Source organism: Cytophaga hutchinsonii ATCC 33406 (assembly GCF_000014145.1).
GTDB classification, from domain to species: Bacteria; Bacteroidota; Bacteroidia; order Cytophagales; family Cytophagaceae; genus Cytophaga; species Cytophaga hutchinsonii.
In genome coordinates, this window is sequence record NC_008255.1 from 1,178,055 (window position 1) to 1,194,658 (window position 16,604).

The window sequence follows — 16,604 nt, forward strand, 5'->3', positions numbered from 1 at the left end:
ATGAGCGATTATATACATCTTATCGATCAGGAACATATTGGACTGACGCGTGCAATGCAAAATCCATTTCCCGGACTGCGTGCATTCAACGTTGATGAAAGTCATTTATTCTTCGGCAGGGAAGGACAAAGTGATGAAGTATTGGATAAACTTTCAAAAAATAAATTTGTAGGTATTATCGGTGCATCCGGCAGCGGTAAATCTTCATTTATGTTCTGCGGAGTGATTCCGATCTTATACGGAGGTTTTCTTTCTCATGTGGGCCCTAACTGGCACGTCATCACCACACGTCCGGGCGGATGTCCCATTGACAATCTTTCTGAAGCCTTGCTGCAGAAAGATGCAGAATACCTGGTAGCAGATGCAGAAGATAAGCGATTGAAAAAAACGATTACTTCTACGTTATTAAAAAGTTCGTCGCTGGGTTTAATTGAAGCGGTAAGACAACTGCATCTGGATAATGGGAATAACGTTTTGATTGTTGCCGATCAGTTTGAAGAACTGTTCCGTTTTAAACGCACAGAAGATACCAATACCACCAATGAATCCTTGGCATACATTAATTTGCTGATGGAAGCGGTTAAAGATCTGAAATCGAATATTTACGTGGTAATCACCATGCGTTCGGATTTTATTGGCGACTGTGCACAGTTTCCTGAATTGACAAAATACATCAACGAGAGTCATTACCTGATTCCTCAGATGGTTCGAGAGCAGAAGCGTCTGGCCATTGAAGGACCGGTAGCGGTAGGTGGTGCGGAGATCTCTTCCCGCCTTGTACAGCAGCTGTTAAATGATCTGGGCGATAATCCCGACCAGCTGCCGATCATTCAGCACGCGTTAATGCGTACCTGGACATTCTGGGCAGAGAATCACGAGCCCGAAGAAATTCTGGACCTGAGACATTACGAAGCAATCGGTTCCATGTCGGGTGCTTTATCTCAACACGCGGATGAAGCATACGATGAACTTACCGAACAGCAGAAATTTTACTGCGAGATTTTATTTAAAACATTAACAGAGAAAGGTTCTGATTCGGCTGGTATACGCAGGCCCACAAAACTTTCCACTATTGCGAATGTTGCCGGCTGCAGTGAAGACGATATGGCGCATATCATTGATCACTTCCGTATAGAAGGCCGTTCGTTATTAATGCCTCCGGTGCATGTTGCATTGGCTTCAGATAGCATCATTGATATTTCACATGAAAGTCTCATGCGTATCTGGACCCGGTTGAAAAAATGGGTAGAAGAAGAAGGTGAATCTGCTCAGATGTATATTCGTTTGTCTGATGCGGCATCCAGTTATCAGATCGGAAAGGCAGGTTTATGGAGGCCACCCGATTTGCAGCTTGCATTAAACTGGAAACAGAAAAACAAACCTACATTGGTTTGGGCGCAGCGCTACGACTCTGCCTTTGAGCGTGCAATGGTATTTTTGGATACAAGTAATGAGGCACATGAAGAAGAGCAGCGTTTAAAAGAACTTGCACAAAAGCAAGCTTTAAAACGTGCCCGTATCATAGCGTTGGTTCTTGGTATCTTTACCATCATGGCGCTTGGTTCACTGGTATTCTCTATTCTGAAAACCGTTGAAGCGAACAATCAGCGGATCGAGGCAGAAAAGCAAAAAGGGATCGCGTTGACGCAGGAAGCTGAAGCTAAAAAGCAGACCGGTATTGCTGAGCAGCAAACACTGGAAGCGCAGAGGCAGAAAGATTTTGCGGTACTTGCTGCTGAAGAAGCAAAACATCAGCAAGGTATAGCGGAGAAAAACTTTAACGAAGCACAGAAGCAGCGGAACATCGCTGTAACCTATGCTACAGAAGCAACCAAACAGCAGAAGATCGCCGAGATGCAGCGCGAGCTTGCAGTGAAAAATGAGAAGCAGGCGAAACAGGAAAAGCAACGTGCCGATAAACTTCGTTTGCTGTCTATTGCCCAGTCTATGGCAGTGAAATCTGTGCAGATGGAAGAGGATACGATGCGCAAAGCATTACTGGCTTTTCAGGCGTATGAATTCTATAAAGAAAATGGCGGAAATGTAAACCAGCATGAAATCTATGACGGTTTGTATTATGCGCTGAAAAATCTGAAAGTAAAAGATTACAATGCCCTGCATGCACATAAAGATGCCGTGCGGTCAATTGCATATACAGCAGATGGCAAAGGCATGTACACAGCCGGAAGTGATGGTAAGATCTTCAGCTGGGATATGACTGCTGCAAATCCGAAACCAAAGACTGTATACAATACCAATTATGCACTCGGAGCATTGTCTTTAAGTTCGAACGGTACCATGCTTGCCAGCGGCGGAGCATCACCGAATATTCGTATGGTTAATCTTACGAAAGAAGGTGACGCACCTTTACTATTGAAAGGCCATAAAAAAACGGTATTGTACACAGCATTTTCACCGGACAATCAAACGCTGGTATCTGCCAGTGCAGACAGTACGGTAATGATCTGGAATCTTTCTTCCGGTGTACCGATAACCGTTTACAGAGACAGACATAATATCAAAGCAGTATCGCTGCACCCGAAAGGAAGAGTAATTGCGGTCGCCAATGATAAAGGCGAAACCATGATTATCTCCCTGTATAATGAATTTACACCCTATCTGATTGATAGAGGAACGACAGCAGACTACAGCCTGCAATACAGCCACGATGGGGAGTTTCTTGCGATTGCCAATAATTCAGGCCTGATCAAGATCATGGATGTAGAAGGCAGAAGACTGGTTGTTGCATTACCCGGACATAAGGCACGCGTGAACGAAATGAAATTCAGTAAAGATGATTCCAAACTTGCTTCTGCAAGCTTTGATGGTACCATCCGCGTATGGGATCTTTCTGAATTGAGTGAGCAGCCGTTGATCTTAAAAGATCACACGAACTGGGTATGGTCTATGACCTTTAATGCAGAAGGCGATAAGCTGATTGCCGGCTGCGGTGATAACCTGATCCGGATCTGGCCGACAAGCAGCAAGATCATGGCCGATCAGATGTGCGACCTGATCAAACGAAACATGACCGGTGCGGAATGGAAACGCTATGTAGCAAAAGATGGTGTACCGTATGAATTAACCTGTCCGGCTTTACCAAGCCAGGAAACCAATATGAATACAATTTACTAAGGAGATATGCAGATGAAAAAAAGATGCACTCCATTTATTTCAGCAATCAGTTTGTTTGTTGCATGCTTCGTGACTATAAGTCTACAGGCACAGAGCAGCAGCAGCAAAGATTCTATCATTGAGAACCGCTGTGTACAGTTGTTGCGTGATGCGGAGAAAACGTATGAAGCCGGTCGTATCAATGAAATTGAAGATATGATATTGCCTTGTATAGAAAGCGAAGGGCTCAGCAAATTTGAAAAATTACAAGGATACAGGCTGATTATTTTATCTAAGCTGTTCGACAATCAAGATGAAGCGGCAAATGAATATTTTCTGAAGCTGATTAAACTGGATCCTGAATATCAGGTGAACCCGGTAACAGATCCGTCAGAATTTATTCAATTATACAATTCATACCGTACGAATCCGGTCTTTGCGATTGGAGCAAAGGTAGGTATGAACCTTACCAAGCCAAGTTCTTTTGTGCCATATGGGGTTTCAAATACAGCAGAATCATCAGGTGAATACACGTCTTATTTCAATTTACAGTTTGGCGCTAATCTGGATGTATATTTAACTAAAAAATGGAGCGTAGGTGCAGACCTCTTATTGTCTTTCAAAACGTATCAGTATAAAAATACCTTGTTGGGTTATTCGGAACTGACCATGAAAGAAAATCAGTTGTGGCTGGAACTCCCGATTGTGTTGAAGTATACGATGGGACAGAAAAAACTACGCTATTATTTACAGGCGGGCGGTGCCGTTTCAATGATCCTGAGTTCGAACAGTAATATTGTCCGTAAGGACGCTGCAACGCAATCCAATCAGGCGATCGGGCCGGATATTAATACACGTGACCTGCGTAACATGTTCAATTATTCCCTGGTCGGCGGCGGCGGTATCCGCTACAAAGCCGGTTACGGATACCTGGTGCTGGATGTAAAATATATGTATGGCCTGAATAATATTTCAGATATGGACAATAAGTACAGCAACGATGAATTGATCTATAAATACGGGTATATAGATAATGATTTCACGTTGAATTCCTTGATGTTTTCAATAGGTTATTATAAATCATTCTACAAGCCTAAAAAATTACCTACCTATGAAAAATAATAAACAGGCATATATTATTTTTATTTTAATTCTGAGCACAGCATTGTTTAGCAATTGCCGGAAAGAAAAAATTGCACCGGAACAGGCAGACAGCTTTATTAAATATTACGGTAAGAGCGGAAATCAAAAAGCAGGTAATGTAGTAGCAACCAATGATGGCGGTTATATATTAGTTGGTACTACGGATGCTTACGGAAACGGTAAACAGATACTGGTTGTAAAGACCGATGCATATGGGAATGAACAATGGAATAAAATATTCGGCGGTGCAGGGGATGATGAAGCATACAATATTCAGGTAGCAGCGGATGGCGGTTATGTGATTGCAGGGTCAAAAGCGGAAAGTGCCGGTACAAATACCAATGCCTGGATCATTAAACTGAGCAGCGATGGAACAGAAATCTGGACAAAAGAGTTTGGTGTAACAGGAGAGAATGAATCTGCTGCGCGTATCATAAATACGCCTACGGATGGAGGGTATATCACTGTTGGTACAACCACAAATTTCCCGGCCGCAAAAAGTGCTGTGTACCTGTTAAAAATGACAGCAACAGGCGATACAATCTGGAGTGCAAAATATGGTAACGGTACAAGCAATGATTTGTTTAATTATGGAACTGCCATACAGCAGATTGATGATATGAATTATCTGACCAGTGCTTACACGAGAGATGCCGGAGGTAGCACATCCAGCTTTGATATGTTGGTGACAACAGGAAGATTTGAAGAGACAGGTTATGGCAGTGCTTCTAACATTGGAAAAGGTACATATCAGTCTCAAAATATAGATATTAAAGACGCGCAGGATATTATTCTTGCTGCTGCAGGAGATAAATACATTCTAGGCACAACCACAACGGGAGATGTGTATATTTTACACACAGCAGTTAATGAAGATTTTATTGCATACAAATCTTTTGAGACGCCGGATCTTGATATTGTTTCCGGTTTTTTAAAAACAGCTGACGGCGGTTTTGTTATTGCCGGATCAACAATAAAGAATGGCAGTACGGATATATTAGTAATTCGTACGGATTCAAACCTGTCTCCAATCTGGACAAAAACATTTGGCGGCACAGGGGAAGATACCGGCTCTTCTATTATTCAATTGCCGGATGGAAGTTTCGCTGTTTCAGGTACTATTGCGTTCGGCGGTAATGCAACAGGAGCCAATGCTGTTATGGCGCTCATTCATATTGATTCAAACGGCGAATTGAAATAAAATAAAAAAGTAAAAATAATTATTGATATGGTTCTTAAAAATAAATTTATCTTCCTGGTCGGATTGTTTATTTCTTCGGTACATGTGTTTGCCAATGTAAGTGTTACATCTGCCGGCAACCTGAATCTATGCGTTGGTAATGGATTCTCAACGATAGGGAAAATTACGATTGCCGAAGGTGTCATGGCAGACTTTTCGTCGAATGCAACTGTGCAGACGTATGAAATAAATGCGCCTTCTAATTTTGAATTTAATCCTGGCAATGGCTCTGTAACAGCTTCAGGGAATGATATTACATTCTCTGCCTTAACTGTAACAGCAACAAAAATAACGCTGTATTATCTGGCAACTGCAACGGCTACGGTAGATAAGTTTGAATTAACAAACATTCAGATAAAAGCAACGAATTCTTCCGGTTCACAAAATATCGTGCGCACAGGCGGTACCGCAACACAGGCGGGTAATGCTGCTTATACAAATACACACGCATCTGTGAGCGCTAATCAAGCTAATGTAAATTTGAATTTAGGTTCATTAAATAATCTATGTATCAATAGCGGTGATAAAACACTTTCCGGAGGCACTCCGGGGGGAGGTACGTATCTGGGAACAGGTGTTTCGGGGTCAACATTCAGTCCGGTAGCAGCAGGGACAGGCAGTTATACGATTACTTATACGGCTTCACAAAATGGCTGTTCGGGAACAGCGACGGCAACTATCACCGTAAATCCCAAACCATCAGTAACTTTTTTTGGATTGGATAATACCTATTGTTCAAATGGCCTGGATGACCAGCTGACAGGCTTTCCTTCCGGAGGGACTTTTTCTGGGAGTATGGCAATCAGCGGTACATTATTCAAACCATCTGTACCATCTGTTGGTGTAAAAAATATTACTTATTCGTATACAGATGCAAATGGCTGTTCGGGTGAAACTACACAACAGACAACTATTTTAGAGGCACCAACTGTTTCGATAACGTTAGATCCTGCTAAAAGTACCTATGCGATAAATGATGTCCCTGTTAAAATTTCAGGTACACAAAATAACCCATCTTCAGGCGGAACAATTATATTGAGTGGAAATGGCGTTAGTAATTCAACGGCTCTTTTTACTCCCTCTGCTGCAGGTGTTGGTACACATATAATTTCAAGAACAATAAAAGCGCCTAATGGATGTTCTGCTACAGAAACCAGAGAAATGACAGTATCTAATACGAATAATATTATTATAAATGGTTTAGCTGAAAAATATTGTGAATATAATGCCCCTGTACTTTTATCAACAAATTTAGGCACAGGTACCTTCAGCGGCGAAGGTATTACAGAATTTGATGCTTCAACAGGTACAGCTACATTTAATCCGGCACTTGTTGATTTCGGAAATCAGCAACAGGTAACGGTTACTATAAACCTCAATTATGCAGGCCTTATTAATTTTCCGCAGACAACTACCATTCACAAAAGACCACAAGTTACAATTATACAGGATACGGTTGCACCTAATTTCAGAAAGAAGTTCTGTAATCAGGATGCAACAGTGCCTATGAGTGTTTCTACTTATCCATCCGGAGGAACAGGTGAATTTTCAGGTTCTCCGGCTATAAGCGGAAATAATTTTAATCCCGCTAATGCAACGATTGGAAGTATAAATACAAATACTGTATTATATACCTATACAGATTTAAATAATTGTACAAATACAGATTCAAAAACTGTAATCGTTAATGCCGTCACTACAGGATTAGATTTTAGCGGATTGAATTCTAAGTATTGTGATAAAGCAAGCATAGCCGAACTTAAACCGCTAAATGGGGAAACCTTATTTAGCGGTGGTTTTTTTAGTGGGGTAGGTACTAATGGAAATACTTTTAATCCAGGTATTGCGGCTCAATATAATAACAATAATAAAAGTCAGGATTATGTAATAAGCTTCATTTATGTAAATGAAGAGAAATGTCAGACAATTGTAGAACACACAACAACAATAATTCTATCACCACAGGTGACTCTTTTGGGATTCAATCCCAAAAGAGAATATTGTTTGGGTGATAATCCTGTGACATTAACAGGTGTAGTATCAAATAGTACACCAGGAGCAGGGGTATACTCGATCAAGCCTCTTTTGAATACAGAACTAGATGATAATACGTTGAATGGTAATATATTTTATCCTGGAAATTCAACCAATGCCGGAACATACAGGGTGTTATATAACTATACCGAAAATACTTCCAATTGTACAAATACGGATAGTGTAACTGTAATTGTGCATTCAATTCCGCAAGTTTATTTTTCGGGATTAAAATCAAAATACTGTGATAAAGAAGAATTATCTAATTTAACAGCGTTTCCGGCATATGTGGCTGGTGCTTCCAGCTTTACAAGCAGTCCGGTAGTAAGCGCTGTTGCTGGTACTATATTTTCTCCTTCTTTAGCAGGTGTTAATACACATTATATTACATACACGTATACGGATAATAATGGATGTAAAGGTGATTCGACAATAAAAACTGTTGTGTATGAAAAACCTAAAGCAAGCTTTACCATGTCTTCATTTTGTGAAAGTGATATTATCTTATTTAGAGACTCTTCATCTGTACTTGTTTCCCCAACTAGTGCCCCAAGTGCATACAACAATTGGAAATGGGTTATTGATGACAAAACAGTTATAAGGAAAGACCTGGATACTGCATTATTGGCAGGAAGCCATAAGTTTTCATATATTACTATTACAGATAAAGGTTGCAGTGATACAATTACTAAAAATGTTACCATTGGTTCGTATCCAAAAACAAAATTTACATGGGATAAAATTTGTAATAAAGAAGCAACAAAGTTTTTTAATAATTCTACTATCGATATTGGTGCTATTACGAATGTATACTGGAAATTTACTGAAGGTGGCTCTGAAGAGAATATAGCATTAAATAATAATGTTAATGGCAATACGACTCATACTTACACTACGCCTGCTACATATAAGGTTACATTGAAAGCTAAGACAAATTATAATTGTATTGCAAGTGATACCCAAAAAGTATTTATTCTCCCTTCTATAGATATATCATCAGATGTACCTTATTCGAATAACTTTAACAATCTTGTAGGTGATTGGGTTTCAAGTTCAGAAACAGATACCTTATCGTCATGGGTATTAGGTCAGCCAAATAAATCCATAATAAAATCTGATAGTGCAGCTTGGGTAACAAGTCTTACTAAATCACATAATCCCAATGAAATCTCTTACGTATATAGTCCTTGTTTTACATTAACGGATATTACAAAGCCAATGATTCATATGGATATTTGGTCTGCAACCATTCAAAATATTTCCGGTGCAAATTTGCAATACGCTGTTGATGGTACGAATTGGTTTACATTAGGAGAACCTAATAAATCCGGTGTTAACTGGTACAACAACACATCTAATATTGCTGCCCGTCCATCGGGACCACTTTCTTTAAATCAATACGGCTGGACGGGTACAGATTCTGCAGGATGGAAAAATGCACGTCATATTTTTGATAAAGAATTAGGCACGAATAAAAATATTCGTTTCAGAATATCCTTTGCCGGAACTACGGATACAACAAATGGCTTTGCATTTGATAATGTCTGGATCGGAGACCGTAAACGGTTGATGCTTGCCGAACACTTTACCAATAACTCCAGTTCGAATACCGTGCAGGACAATGTTGAACTGAATAAATTATTGAATGCAAATCAAAAGGATGGTATACCTAAAGATATTATTGCTTTGCAATACCATACAGCCTTTCCCGGATCAGATCCAATGTATAGCCGTAACATACCGGATGCCGGTGCAAGGTCGCTTTATTATGGTGTTACACAGGTGCCGTACTCAACAGTAGATGGATCTTATTACAAAGGTAATACGGCACGTATCACACAAGAACTTATTGATACGCGTTCATTATACGACCCGGCGTTTGAAATAAAATTAGAACCAATTTTAACGGCAAATACTATTTCCGGAAGTGTAACTGTAAAAAATACAATGCCGGTAAATAATAATGTAACGGTATATATATCTGTGCTTGAACGCTACGTGAATAATATAACCGGAATAAATGGTGAAAAAAACTATGAGTGGGTGCATGCAAAGTTCCTGCCGGATGCTGCAGGTAAAAGTTTCTCCGGGAATTGGTCAAAAGATAGAACAGAAACCGTTCCCTTTATCTGGTCATTTACGCCATCAAATATATATAATCCGGATAAACTTGCTGTGATTGCTTTTGTACAAAATAATGTTACAAAAGAAATTTATCAGGCAGCGTACAAAGGATTAGGTGCAGATGTAATTACAAGTGTTTTTGATCCGAATGAGTCAACATCAACAGTCATGATGTATCCAAATCCCGCTAATGATCTGGTACATGTTATCCTCAGCGGAACATTATCCGGTGATTATTCCTGGTGTGTGATTGATGGTCTGGGCAAAGTTGTTGATCAGGGTATTGCAGCAGATCAGACAGATGGTTTTGTAGTAAATACACAACACTATGCAAGCGGTTTCTATACGCTTCGCTTAAGTAATCAATCCAGTGGTATTAAAACCCAGAAGTTTGTGGTGGTACATTAAGTTCATTGAAAAAAAATAGTAATATAGAAGGCCCGATTCTTTGGAAGAGTCGGGCCTTTTGTATGGAATTAATCGGGTATACCAGGTGTTATACTAATATTCTCTTAAACGCTTTAACATAGCTTTCGGAAACACGTTCTAAAAACATAAAATATACTGCATATATGCTCGACTTTATTTCTCAACCCTGGCCGTGGTACGTTTCAGGTCCGCTGCTCGGACTCATGGTGCCGCTTTTATTATTCATTAGCAACAAACAATTTGGCGTGTCGTCGAACTTCCGGCATATCTGTGCCATGTTTGCGCCTAAGTCTATTCCATTCTTTAATTACGATTGGAAAAAGGAAAGCTGGAATCTGGTACTGATCCTCGGTACAGTAGCAGGAGCATGGGTTGCGCATGCATATCTAAATCCTACAGTAAATGTAAGCGATGATACCTATGCACTCTTAAACCAGCAGGGCGTGCATCAGTTTGACGGATTTGCCCCGGCAGATATATTCTCCTGGGAAGGCCTGTTATCACTCAGAGGATTTATTATGATTGTGATCGGCGGCTTTCTGGTTGGTTTCGGTACACGTTATGCAAACGGCTGTACATCGGGTCATGCCATTATGGGCTTGTCTCTGTTAAGTGTTAATTCATTGATAGCCGTTGTTGGCTTCTTTATAGGAGGTCTGGTAATGACGTACCTGATCTTACCCTATGTGTTGGCTCTTTGATTGTAAAATTCCAACTGACAAAAAACAAATTCCAAACGGATGGAATAGAAGTGTAGAGTGTATAGTGTAATTGTTTCTCTAACATGAAAGTACGTTACATAGTAAGAACATCTAAAATGACGAAATGCACTACAATTAAGAAACGATACACTCTACACTCAATTACTTATTGAACAAAACGTAACTATTCACATCTGGTAACTAGAAACCAGTAACTCGAAACGAACTATGAAATACATTAAATTCTTTCTCATCGGCATCTACTTTGGTATTGTGCTGACCAAAGCGGAAGTGATCTCCTGGTTCCGTATTCAGGAAATGTTTCATTTCCAAAGTATACACATGTATGGTATTATCGGTTCTGCTGTTGTTGTTGGAGCCATCTCTGTGTTTCTTATTAAGAAATTCAACCTGAAAAGTTTCGGCGGTGAAGAGATCCGTCTCATCAGCAAAGAGTATCACAAAGGCTTATTGCCGGGCGGAATCATCTTTGGGCTGGGCTGGGCTTTAACAGGCGCGTGTCCGGGGCCGATGTTTGCATTGCTTGGTAATGGAATAGAAGTAATGCTGGTTGCAATACTCTCTGCAATTGCAGGCACGTTTGTGTATGGGGTGGTGAAGGATAAGCTGCCGCAGTAGGCCAAAGGCTTAAAGCTAAATGCTGATAAGTACAAGAATTAAAACTTAAAGCATAATGCTATTAACGTATATCAGGCACAAGCGAATGCTTGCGCTAACCTTCCGCTTTAAGCCCTTCACCCTCTGCTAAACCTTCCGCCACAGCACTTTCAACACATTAATGTGGTGCCACTGATTTAAGAAAATGGCATAACAGATCAGAAGCCCGATTATGAATGCGATGATTAATCCGGGCATGCCGCCAATGGTGGCACTTTTGGTTTTCTTTACAAAATGCGTGGATATGATTTCTGCCACGCTGCTGATCAGGGTGAAAACAGGATAATAAATTACAATAATAATACCCATCTGTATTGCCGTTAGCTTATATGGATCTCTGTAACCGGTGTGAATGTTTAAATAATTTTTCGCAATGGTTGATACAATCTCTGCAATGAACAGGGTTAATACAAAGACAAAGAATTTGGTAACGGATTTTTGATTCATTATTATTTAAGAGAATTTTTATACAATTCCGTAAGGTAAGCAGATTTTTTAAAATAAAGGATTAGCTGCGAGTAGGGAAGAAGTACTTCTATTTCTTCGTATTCATAGCTGTTTTGCGAACGTTCATCTTCGAAATAAAAAAGCAAGCCTTCTTTTTCAAACTGATATCCCGTAGCGAGTTCGACAATCTGTTCGCGGTCTGTGCACGAAAGCTGAATATCTTCCATTGAATCCAGCTGCAGGTTAATCAAACTGCTCAATATAGCTGTATGCTGCAGGTGATTGGTGACATCTGCCAGCGATAGTTGTTTCAGCTGATTATTGCTGGTAATGGTATACAGAATATTTTCATGATGCACGTAATAAGAGGCTCTTTCCCATGATTCGCTGTACGACCTGATTTCTCCGAATGATGATGTATGTACTACTGCCGTAATTGTTTCGCTGCCGCCGGATGCGTAGCCGTTACGATAGCCGTAATACATTTCTTCATCCGGTTCATAAGCAGATTGAATCAATATGTCAACATAATCCCTGTCGTACAAAACAAGCCGATTTTCCATGTCTTCTTCGATGTAGAGATTATTAAATGTACGCTTCTGATCGTTGCTGAATGATCGTATCAGTTCATAGTTGAGAAGTTTGCTTAATGCCGTATGTATGTGTGTCGAGTCAAACGCCAGTGTGATTTCATACTCACCGCCATACAGATCAGACATATAGCTATTTATTGTTTGTGATTGCATTTGTAATAGTTCACGTATCTCAGCACCATATACATCAGGCTTTGTGCCAGGCTTTACAAGCCATTTGCCGTTTTTTAAATATCCCCAGCTGTAACAGCGCTCTATCGCAATGATCTGGTCAGGCAATAGAGCGCAGCCGGTAACAGAATCAAGGTGCATCTGCTGGATGTATAAATCTGTATACGTTGAATCCGTATAACTTTCCTCTGTTGTGCACAGATAGATGCTGTCGTTAACCGGAACAATAAGCGCATAGCTAAAAGGTACAACCGGCTGGAATGTATTGCAGTCCAGTACACCTGTTTTATATGTTTCGTTGTAAAGGTCTTCGGTTGTGGCTTGTATGACCACCCCGCCGGATGAAGCCAGATTAATGGGATATGCAAAATCAAGCGGACTCTTTAACGAGCCATTCCTGTCAATCAGCCTGAGTTCGGAGCTGTCGGCATGTTTTGCCCAGCAATAATCTTTTTCAGGATCATAACCGCTCAGCGCTGTATAAACCGGTTCAACCAATATTTCTCCCGCAGTATTTTTTATGCCGAATAAATAATCTTCTGTCATAAAAATAAAGGATTCATCCGATAACGGATTTTCACTGATGAAAAGATATTCCGGCGGTATGATCACATCTCCATAAAGATCCAGAATGCCAAACCGCCCCTGTTGAAGTATTGTTGTATAAGAATGTTCGCTTTGAAACGGGAAAATAAAATCATATACCGGTGGTACTACCTGCTGCAAGCCGCCGGAGATCATACCATACTTACCTTTAGAATACAGCAGGTAGCTTGCATCAGCATATTCACCTGCAGCAGAACGATATTCTGTTGAATCACGGACATTCAATACAATAACAGATGTATCGGGCAGGATAGAAATAATGTAAGGGGGAAGCGGTTCCTCATAGGAATATTCAGGCTCAGGGGCATAGAGTGGTTTTAAAAGCGCTATATTCTCATAATGACCGTTGTGCAATATGTTGCCCGCTGTATTTGCAACCTGAATACCTTTGGATGAATGCAGCAGATAAGCCGGATAGTCGCCGGCTAGGACATAGGAAATACTGTCGTATACACACGGAATCTTTAATTTACCATCTGTATTCAATACGCCTTGTTTTGATTTTTGCGTGACAATATATATGTTGTATTGCAAGAGACTTGCTGTGTCTATTTGCTGATACGCTTTTTTATTCAACTTTCGTCCGGCAATAGTAAATACATCGTATCCTTTGTTGTGTTTTTTTTGAAGCACTAGTGGCGCGTTTTCTGCGTCGCTCAGATAAATATCTGTATAGTCAAATGACACAATCGTTTTTCCTGTATGATCGATCAATCCGTAAGCGTTACCCTTTTTTGCCAGGTAATGATTCGAATCCGTCCAGTGCAGATAACTATAGGTATCCGGAGCAAATGTACGTTGTTGTATGAAATAGATGCGTATGGAATCGCTGTACGCAGGTCCGTAATGTACAATTGCTGACTGATCACGGGGATTAATATCGATACGGATTGAATTTTCCAGCAGGATGGTATTGCCCGCAGCCAAGCCATAGCTATCCTGATTTTTAAAGAGCACATATTCTTTTTCATATGCTATAATCATATGCGGAAAATCTTTGATCATTATTTTTTTAGAAACGGGATCAAATACATCATAAACGGTGTCATGCTTCAGTACATACCACCCGTTTTCACGAATGATATAATCATATTGTAAGGGTACGATCACGTTGCCAATCGTATCAAGTAATCCCTTGCGCTCGTTGATTCCTACAATAGCATATCCTCCATAAAATTCTTCTGCATGTAGGTATTGCGGCTGTACAATCCATTTTCCTGAATCATTCGTATATCCATAGAGGCACGTTTTATTATCTTTAAAAAGCGTTAATTGTGCTTGAACATCATTCTTGAAAAATAAACATGAACCAGTGCAGATAAATAAAAGTATGATTCGTTTTAGCATCCTCTTAAAAGTGAAATAACTGAACCTAAAAATACACCAGAATTATGACTATAAAAACACTTCGGATTTCAATACTTCTCTTTGGATTATTATCTTGCAAAATGAAAGATGAAGCAGCTGAGATCAAACCAGCAGAACCGATCCGGTATCTGGCTTTAGGGGATTCGTATACCATTGGCGAAAGTGTGCCTGCGGATGAGAATTTTCCGGCACAGCTTGTGTCTGCTATGAAACAATCGGGTTCATCGGTTTCATCGTATAAAATTATTGCCCGCACCGGCTGGACAACAACAAATTTAAAAATGGCTATTGAAGCAGCCGGTTTAAAAGACACCTTTAACCTGGTTTCGCTACTTATTGGTGTAAACAATCAGTACCAGGGGAAAAGCATTAGCCAGTACCGGACGGAATTTGTAGAGCTGGCCCAACGTGCCATACAATTTGCAGGTGGTAAGAAAGAAAACGTTTTTGTCGTATCCATTCCCGATTACGGATACACACCTTTTGGGAAAAGTAATCAAGCGAGTATTTCCCAACAAATCGATTTGTTTAATGCTGCAAATAAGCAGCTTTCTGACTCGTTAGGGTTGACGTATTGTAACATTACTCCAATCTCCAGAAGAGGGCTCAGTGAGCCGGATCTGGTTGCCGGAGACGGATTACACCCTTCTGCAAAAATGTATAAAGAATGGGTGGATATAATTCTGCAGCGGTAGATTTTACGGTAAATCATTTTCGTTTACACATACTTTTAGTATTTTGAAATCTATGGAGCAGGTATTTGCCTGTTCCATAGATTTTTTATTGCTGCTATAGCTTGCGCAAGTATTTTATGAAACTATAAAACGATATCATTTATGAAAGCAATTGGATTTAAAAGATCGTTACCGATAACAGATACAAATAGTTTTATACTTTTTGAAACAGACAAACCTGTTGCATCGGGAAGGAACCTATTGGTTAAAATACAGGCCATATCGGTGAACCCGGTAGATTTTAAAGTGCGGCAGAACAGCGCGAAAGAAGCGGAGCTGGAAACACCTAAGATCATCGGCTGGGATGCGGTAGGTATTGTGGAAGAAATTGGCAATGAAGTAAGCCTGTTTAAAAAAGGAGATACTGTTTTTTATGCCGGCGAACTGACAAAGCCGGGTACAAATGCGGAATACCAATTGGTCGATGAACGCATTGTTGGTCTGGCTCCTGAAAGCCTTTCTCTTGCTGAAGCTGCAGCGCTGCCCTTAACAGCATTGACTGCCTGGGAAATATTATTTGATCGAATCCGTATTCAGCCTGATAAGGATAAAGGCAAAAGTATTCTGATCATCGGCGGTGCCGGCGGTGTTGGTTCTATCGCGATTCAACTGGCTAAAAAGGTTGCAGGATTAACCGTCATTGCGACCGCTTCAAGACCTGAAACTAAACAATGGTGTAAAGACCTGGGTGCGGATCATGTGGTGAATCACGCGGATCTGTTAACCGAAATGCAGTCCATTGGTTTTAAGCAGGTAGATTTTATTCTGGATTTTGTAGATGCTAATGCGTATTGGGATGTAATGGCTGAACTTATCAAACCACAAGGGCACATCGCATCTATAACAGGCTCTGCAACGCCGGTTGCATTGAATAAATTGAAAAATAAAAGTGTAAGTTTCTCCTGGGAGCTGATGTTTACACGTGCCATGTTCAATACCGATGATATGATCGAGCAGCACGAGATCTTAACAAAGGTAGCTGCGCTTATTGATAAAAAAGAAATACGCACCACACTAAAGCAGGTATTGAAAGGTTTCACCGTTGAAAACCTGAAACAGGCACACGTGTTACTTGAAAGCGGCAAAACAATCGGGAAGGTTGTGATTGAGTTTTAATGTAATTATGAATTATGTACCTTTTGAACCTGGCGCCAGTCTTAGCGCAGCGGGACTGGTGCCGTTGATTTTTCAGTTTTTGACTGGTTTGTTAACATGTAGTCAA

At 40.3% G+C, this 16,604-nt stretch carries 10 protein-coding genes; 8 read left to right on the forward strand and 2 right to left on the reverse strand.

The genetic code is table 11. The annotated features are described in order from the left end of the window. The 6 genes from CHU_RS04995 (at position 1) to CHU_RS05020 (ending at position 11,424) form a co-directional block, all read left to right on the forward strand. On the forward strand, positions 1-3,135 hold the full coding sequence (locus CHU_RS04995) for a hypothetical protein (RefSeq protein ID WP_041932203.1): 3,135 nt from the start codon (positions 1-3) through the stop codon (positions 3,133-3,135). Between the two features lie 12 nt (positions 3,136-3,147). Next, the gene (locus CHU_RS05000; RefSeq protein ID WP_011584417.1) at positions 3,148-4,236 is read left to right on the forward strand and encodes a porin family protein; all 1,089 of its coding nucleotides are present in this window, start codon (positions 3,148-3,150) and stop codon (positions 4,234-4,236) included. Further along, the gene (locus CHU_RS05005) at positions 4,226-5,458 is read left to right on the forward strand and encodes a hypothetical protein (RefSeq protein WP_011584418.1); all 1,233 of its coding nucleotides are present in this window, start codon (positions 4,226-4,228) and stop codon (positions 5,456-5,458) included. Before CHU_RS05000 ends, CHU_RS05005 begins: the two co-directional genes overlap by 11 nt. A gap of 27 nt (positions 5,459-5,485) precedes the next feature. Beyond that, entirely contained in the window at positions 5,486-10,063 is a 4,578-nt protein-coding gene (locus CHU_RS05010; RefSeq protein WP_011584419.1) for a T9SS type A sorting domain-containing protein, read from the forward strand. 164 nt (positions 10,064-10,227) lie between these two features. Next, on the forward strand, positions 10,228-10,785 hold the full coding sequence (locus CHU_RS05015) for a YeeE/YedE family protein (protein ID WP_011584420.1): 558 nt from the start codon (positions 10,228-10,230) through the stop codon (positions 10,783-10,785). A gap of 228 nt (positions 10,786-11,013) precedes the next feature. Beyond that, entirely contained in the window at positions 11,014-11,424 is a 411-nt protein-coding gene (locus CHU_RS05020) for a DUF6691 family protein (protein ID WP_011584421.1), read from the forward strand. A 126-nt stretch (positions 11,425-11,550) separates the two neighbouring features. Here the strand turns inward: CHU_RS05020 and CHU_RS05025 are convergent, their stop codons facing one another. Both CHU_RS05025 and CHU_RS05030 read right to left on the reverse strand, forming a co-directional pair. Then, positions 11,551-11,910: a hypothetical protein gene (locus CHU_RS05025; protein ID WP_011584422.1), complete on the reverse strand. Its 360-nt coding sequence runs from the start codon at positions 11,908-11,910 to the stop codon at positions 11,551-11,553. Positions 11,911-11,912: 2 nt separating this feature from the next. After that, on the reverse strand, positions 11,913-14,627 hold the full coding sequence (locus tag CHU_RS05030; protein WP_011584423.1) for a WG repeat-containing protein: 2,715 nt from the start codon (positions 14,625-14,627) through the stop codon (positions 11,913-11,915). Between the two features lie 44 nt (positions 14,628-14,671). Here CHU_RS05030 and CHU_RS05035 point away from each other — a divergent pair, with 44 nt between their 5' ends. Both CHU_RS05035 and CHU_RS05040 read left to right on the forward strand, forming a co-directional pair. After that, positions 14,672-15,343, forward strand: a complete 672-nt coding sequence (locus tag CHU_RS05035) for an SGNH/GDSL hydrolase family protein (protein WP_011584424.1) — start codon at positions 14,672-14,674, stop codon at positions 15,341-15,343. 141 nt (positions 15,344-15,484) lie between these two features. Further along, entirely contained in the window at positions 15,485-16,498 is a 1,014-nt protein-coding gene (locus CHU_RS05040; protein WP_011584425.1) for a zinc-binding alcohol dehydrogenase family protein, read from the forward strand. The last annotated feature ends 106 nt before the right edge of the window (positions 16,499-16,604 follow it).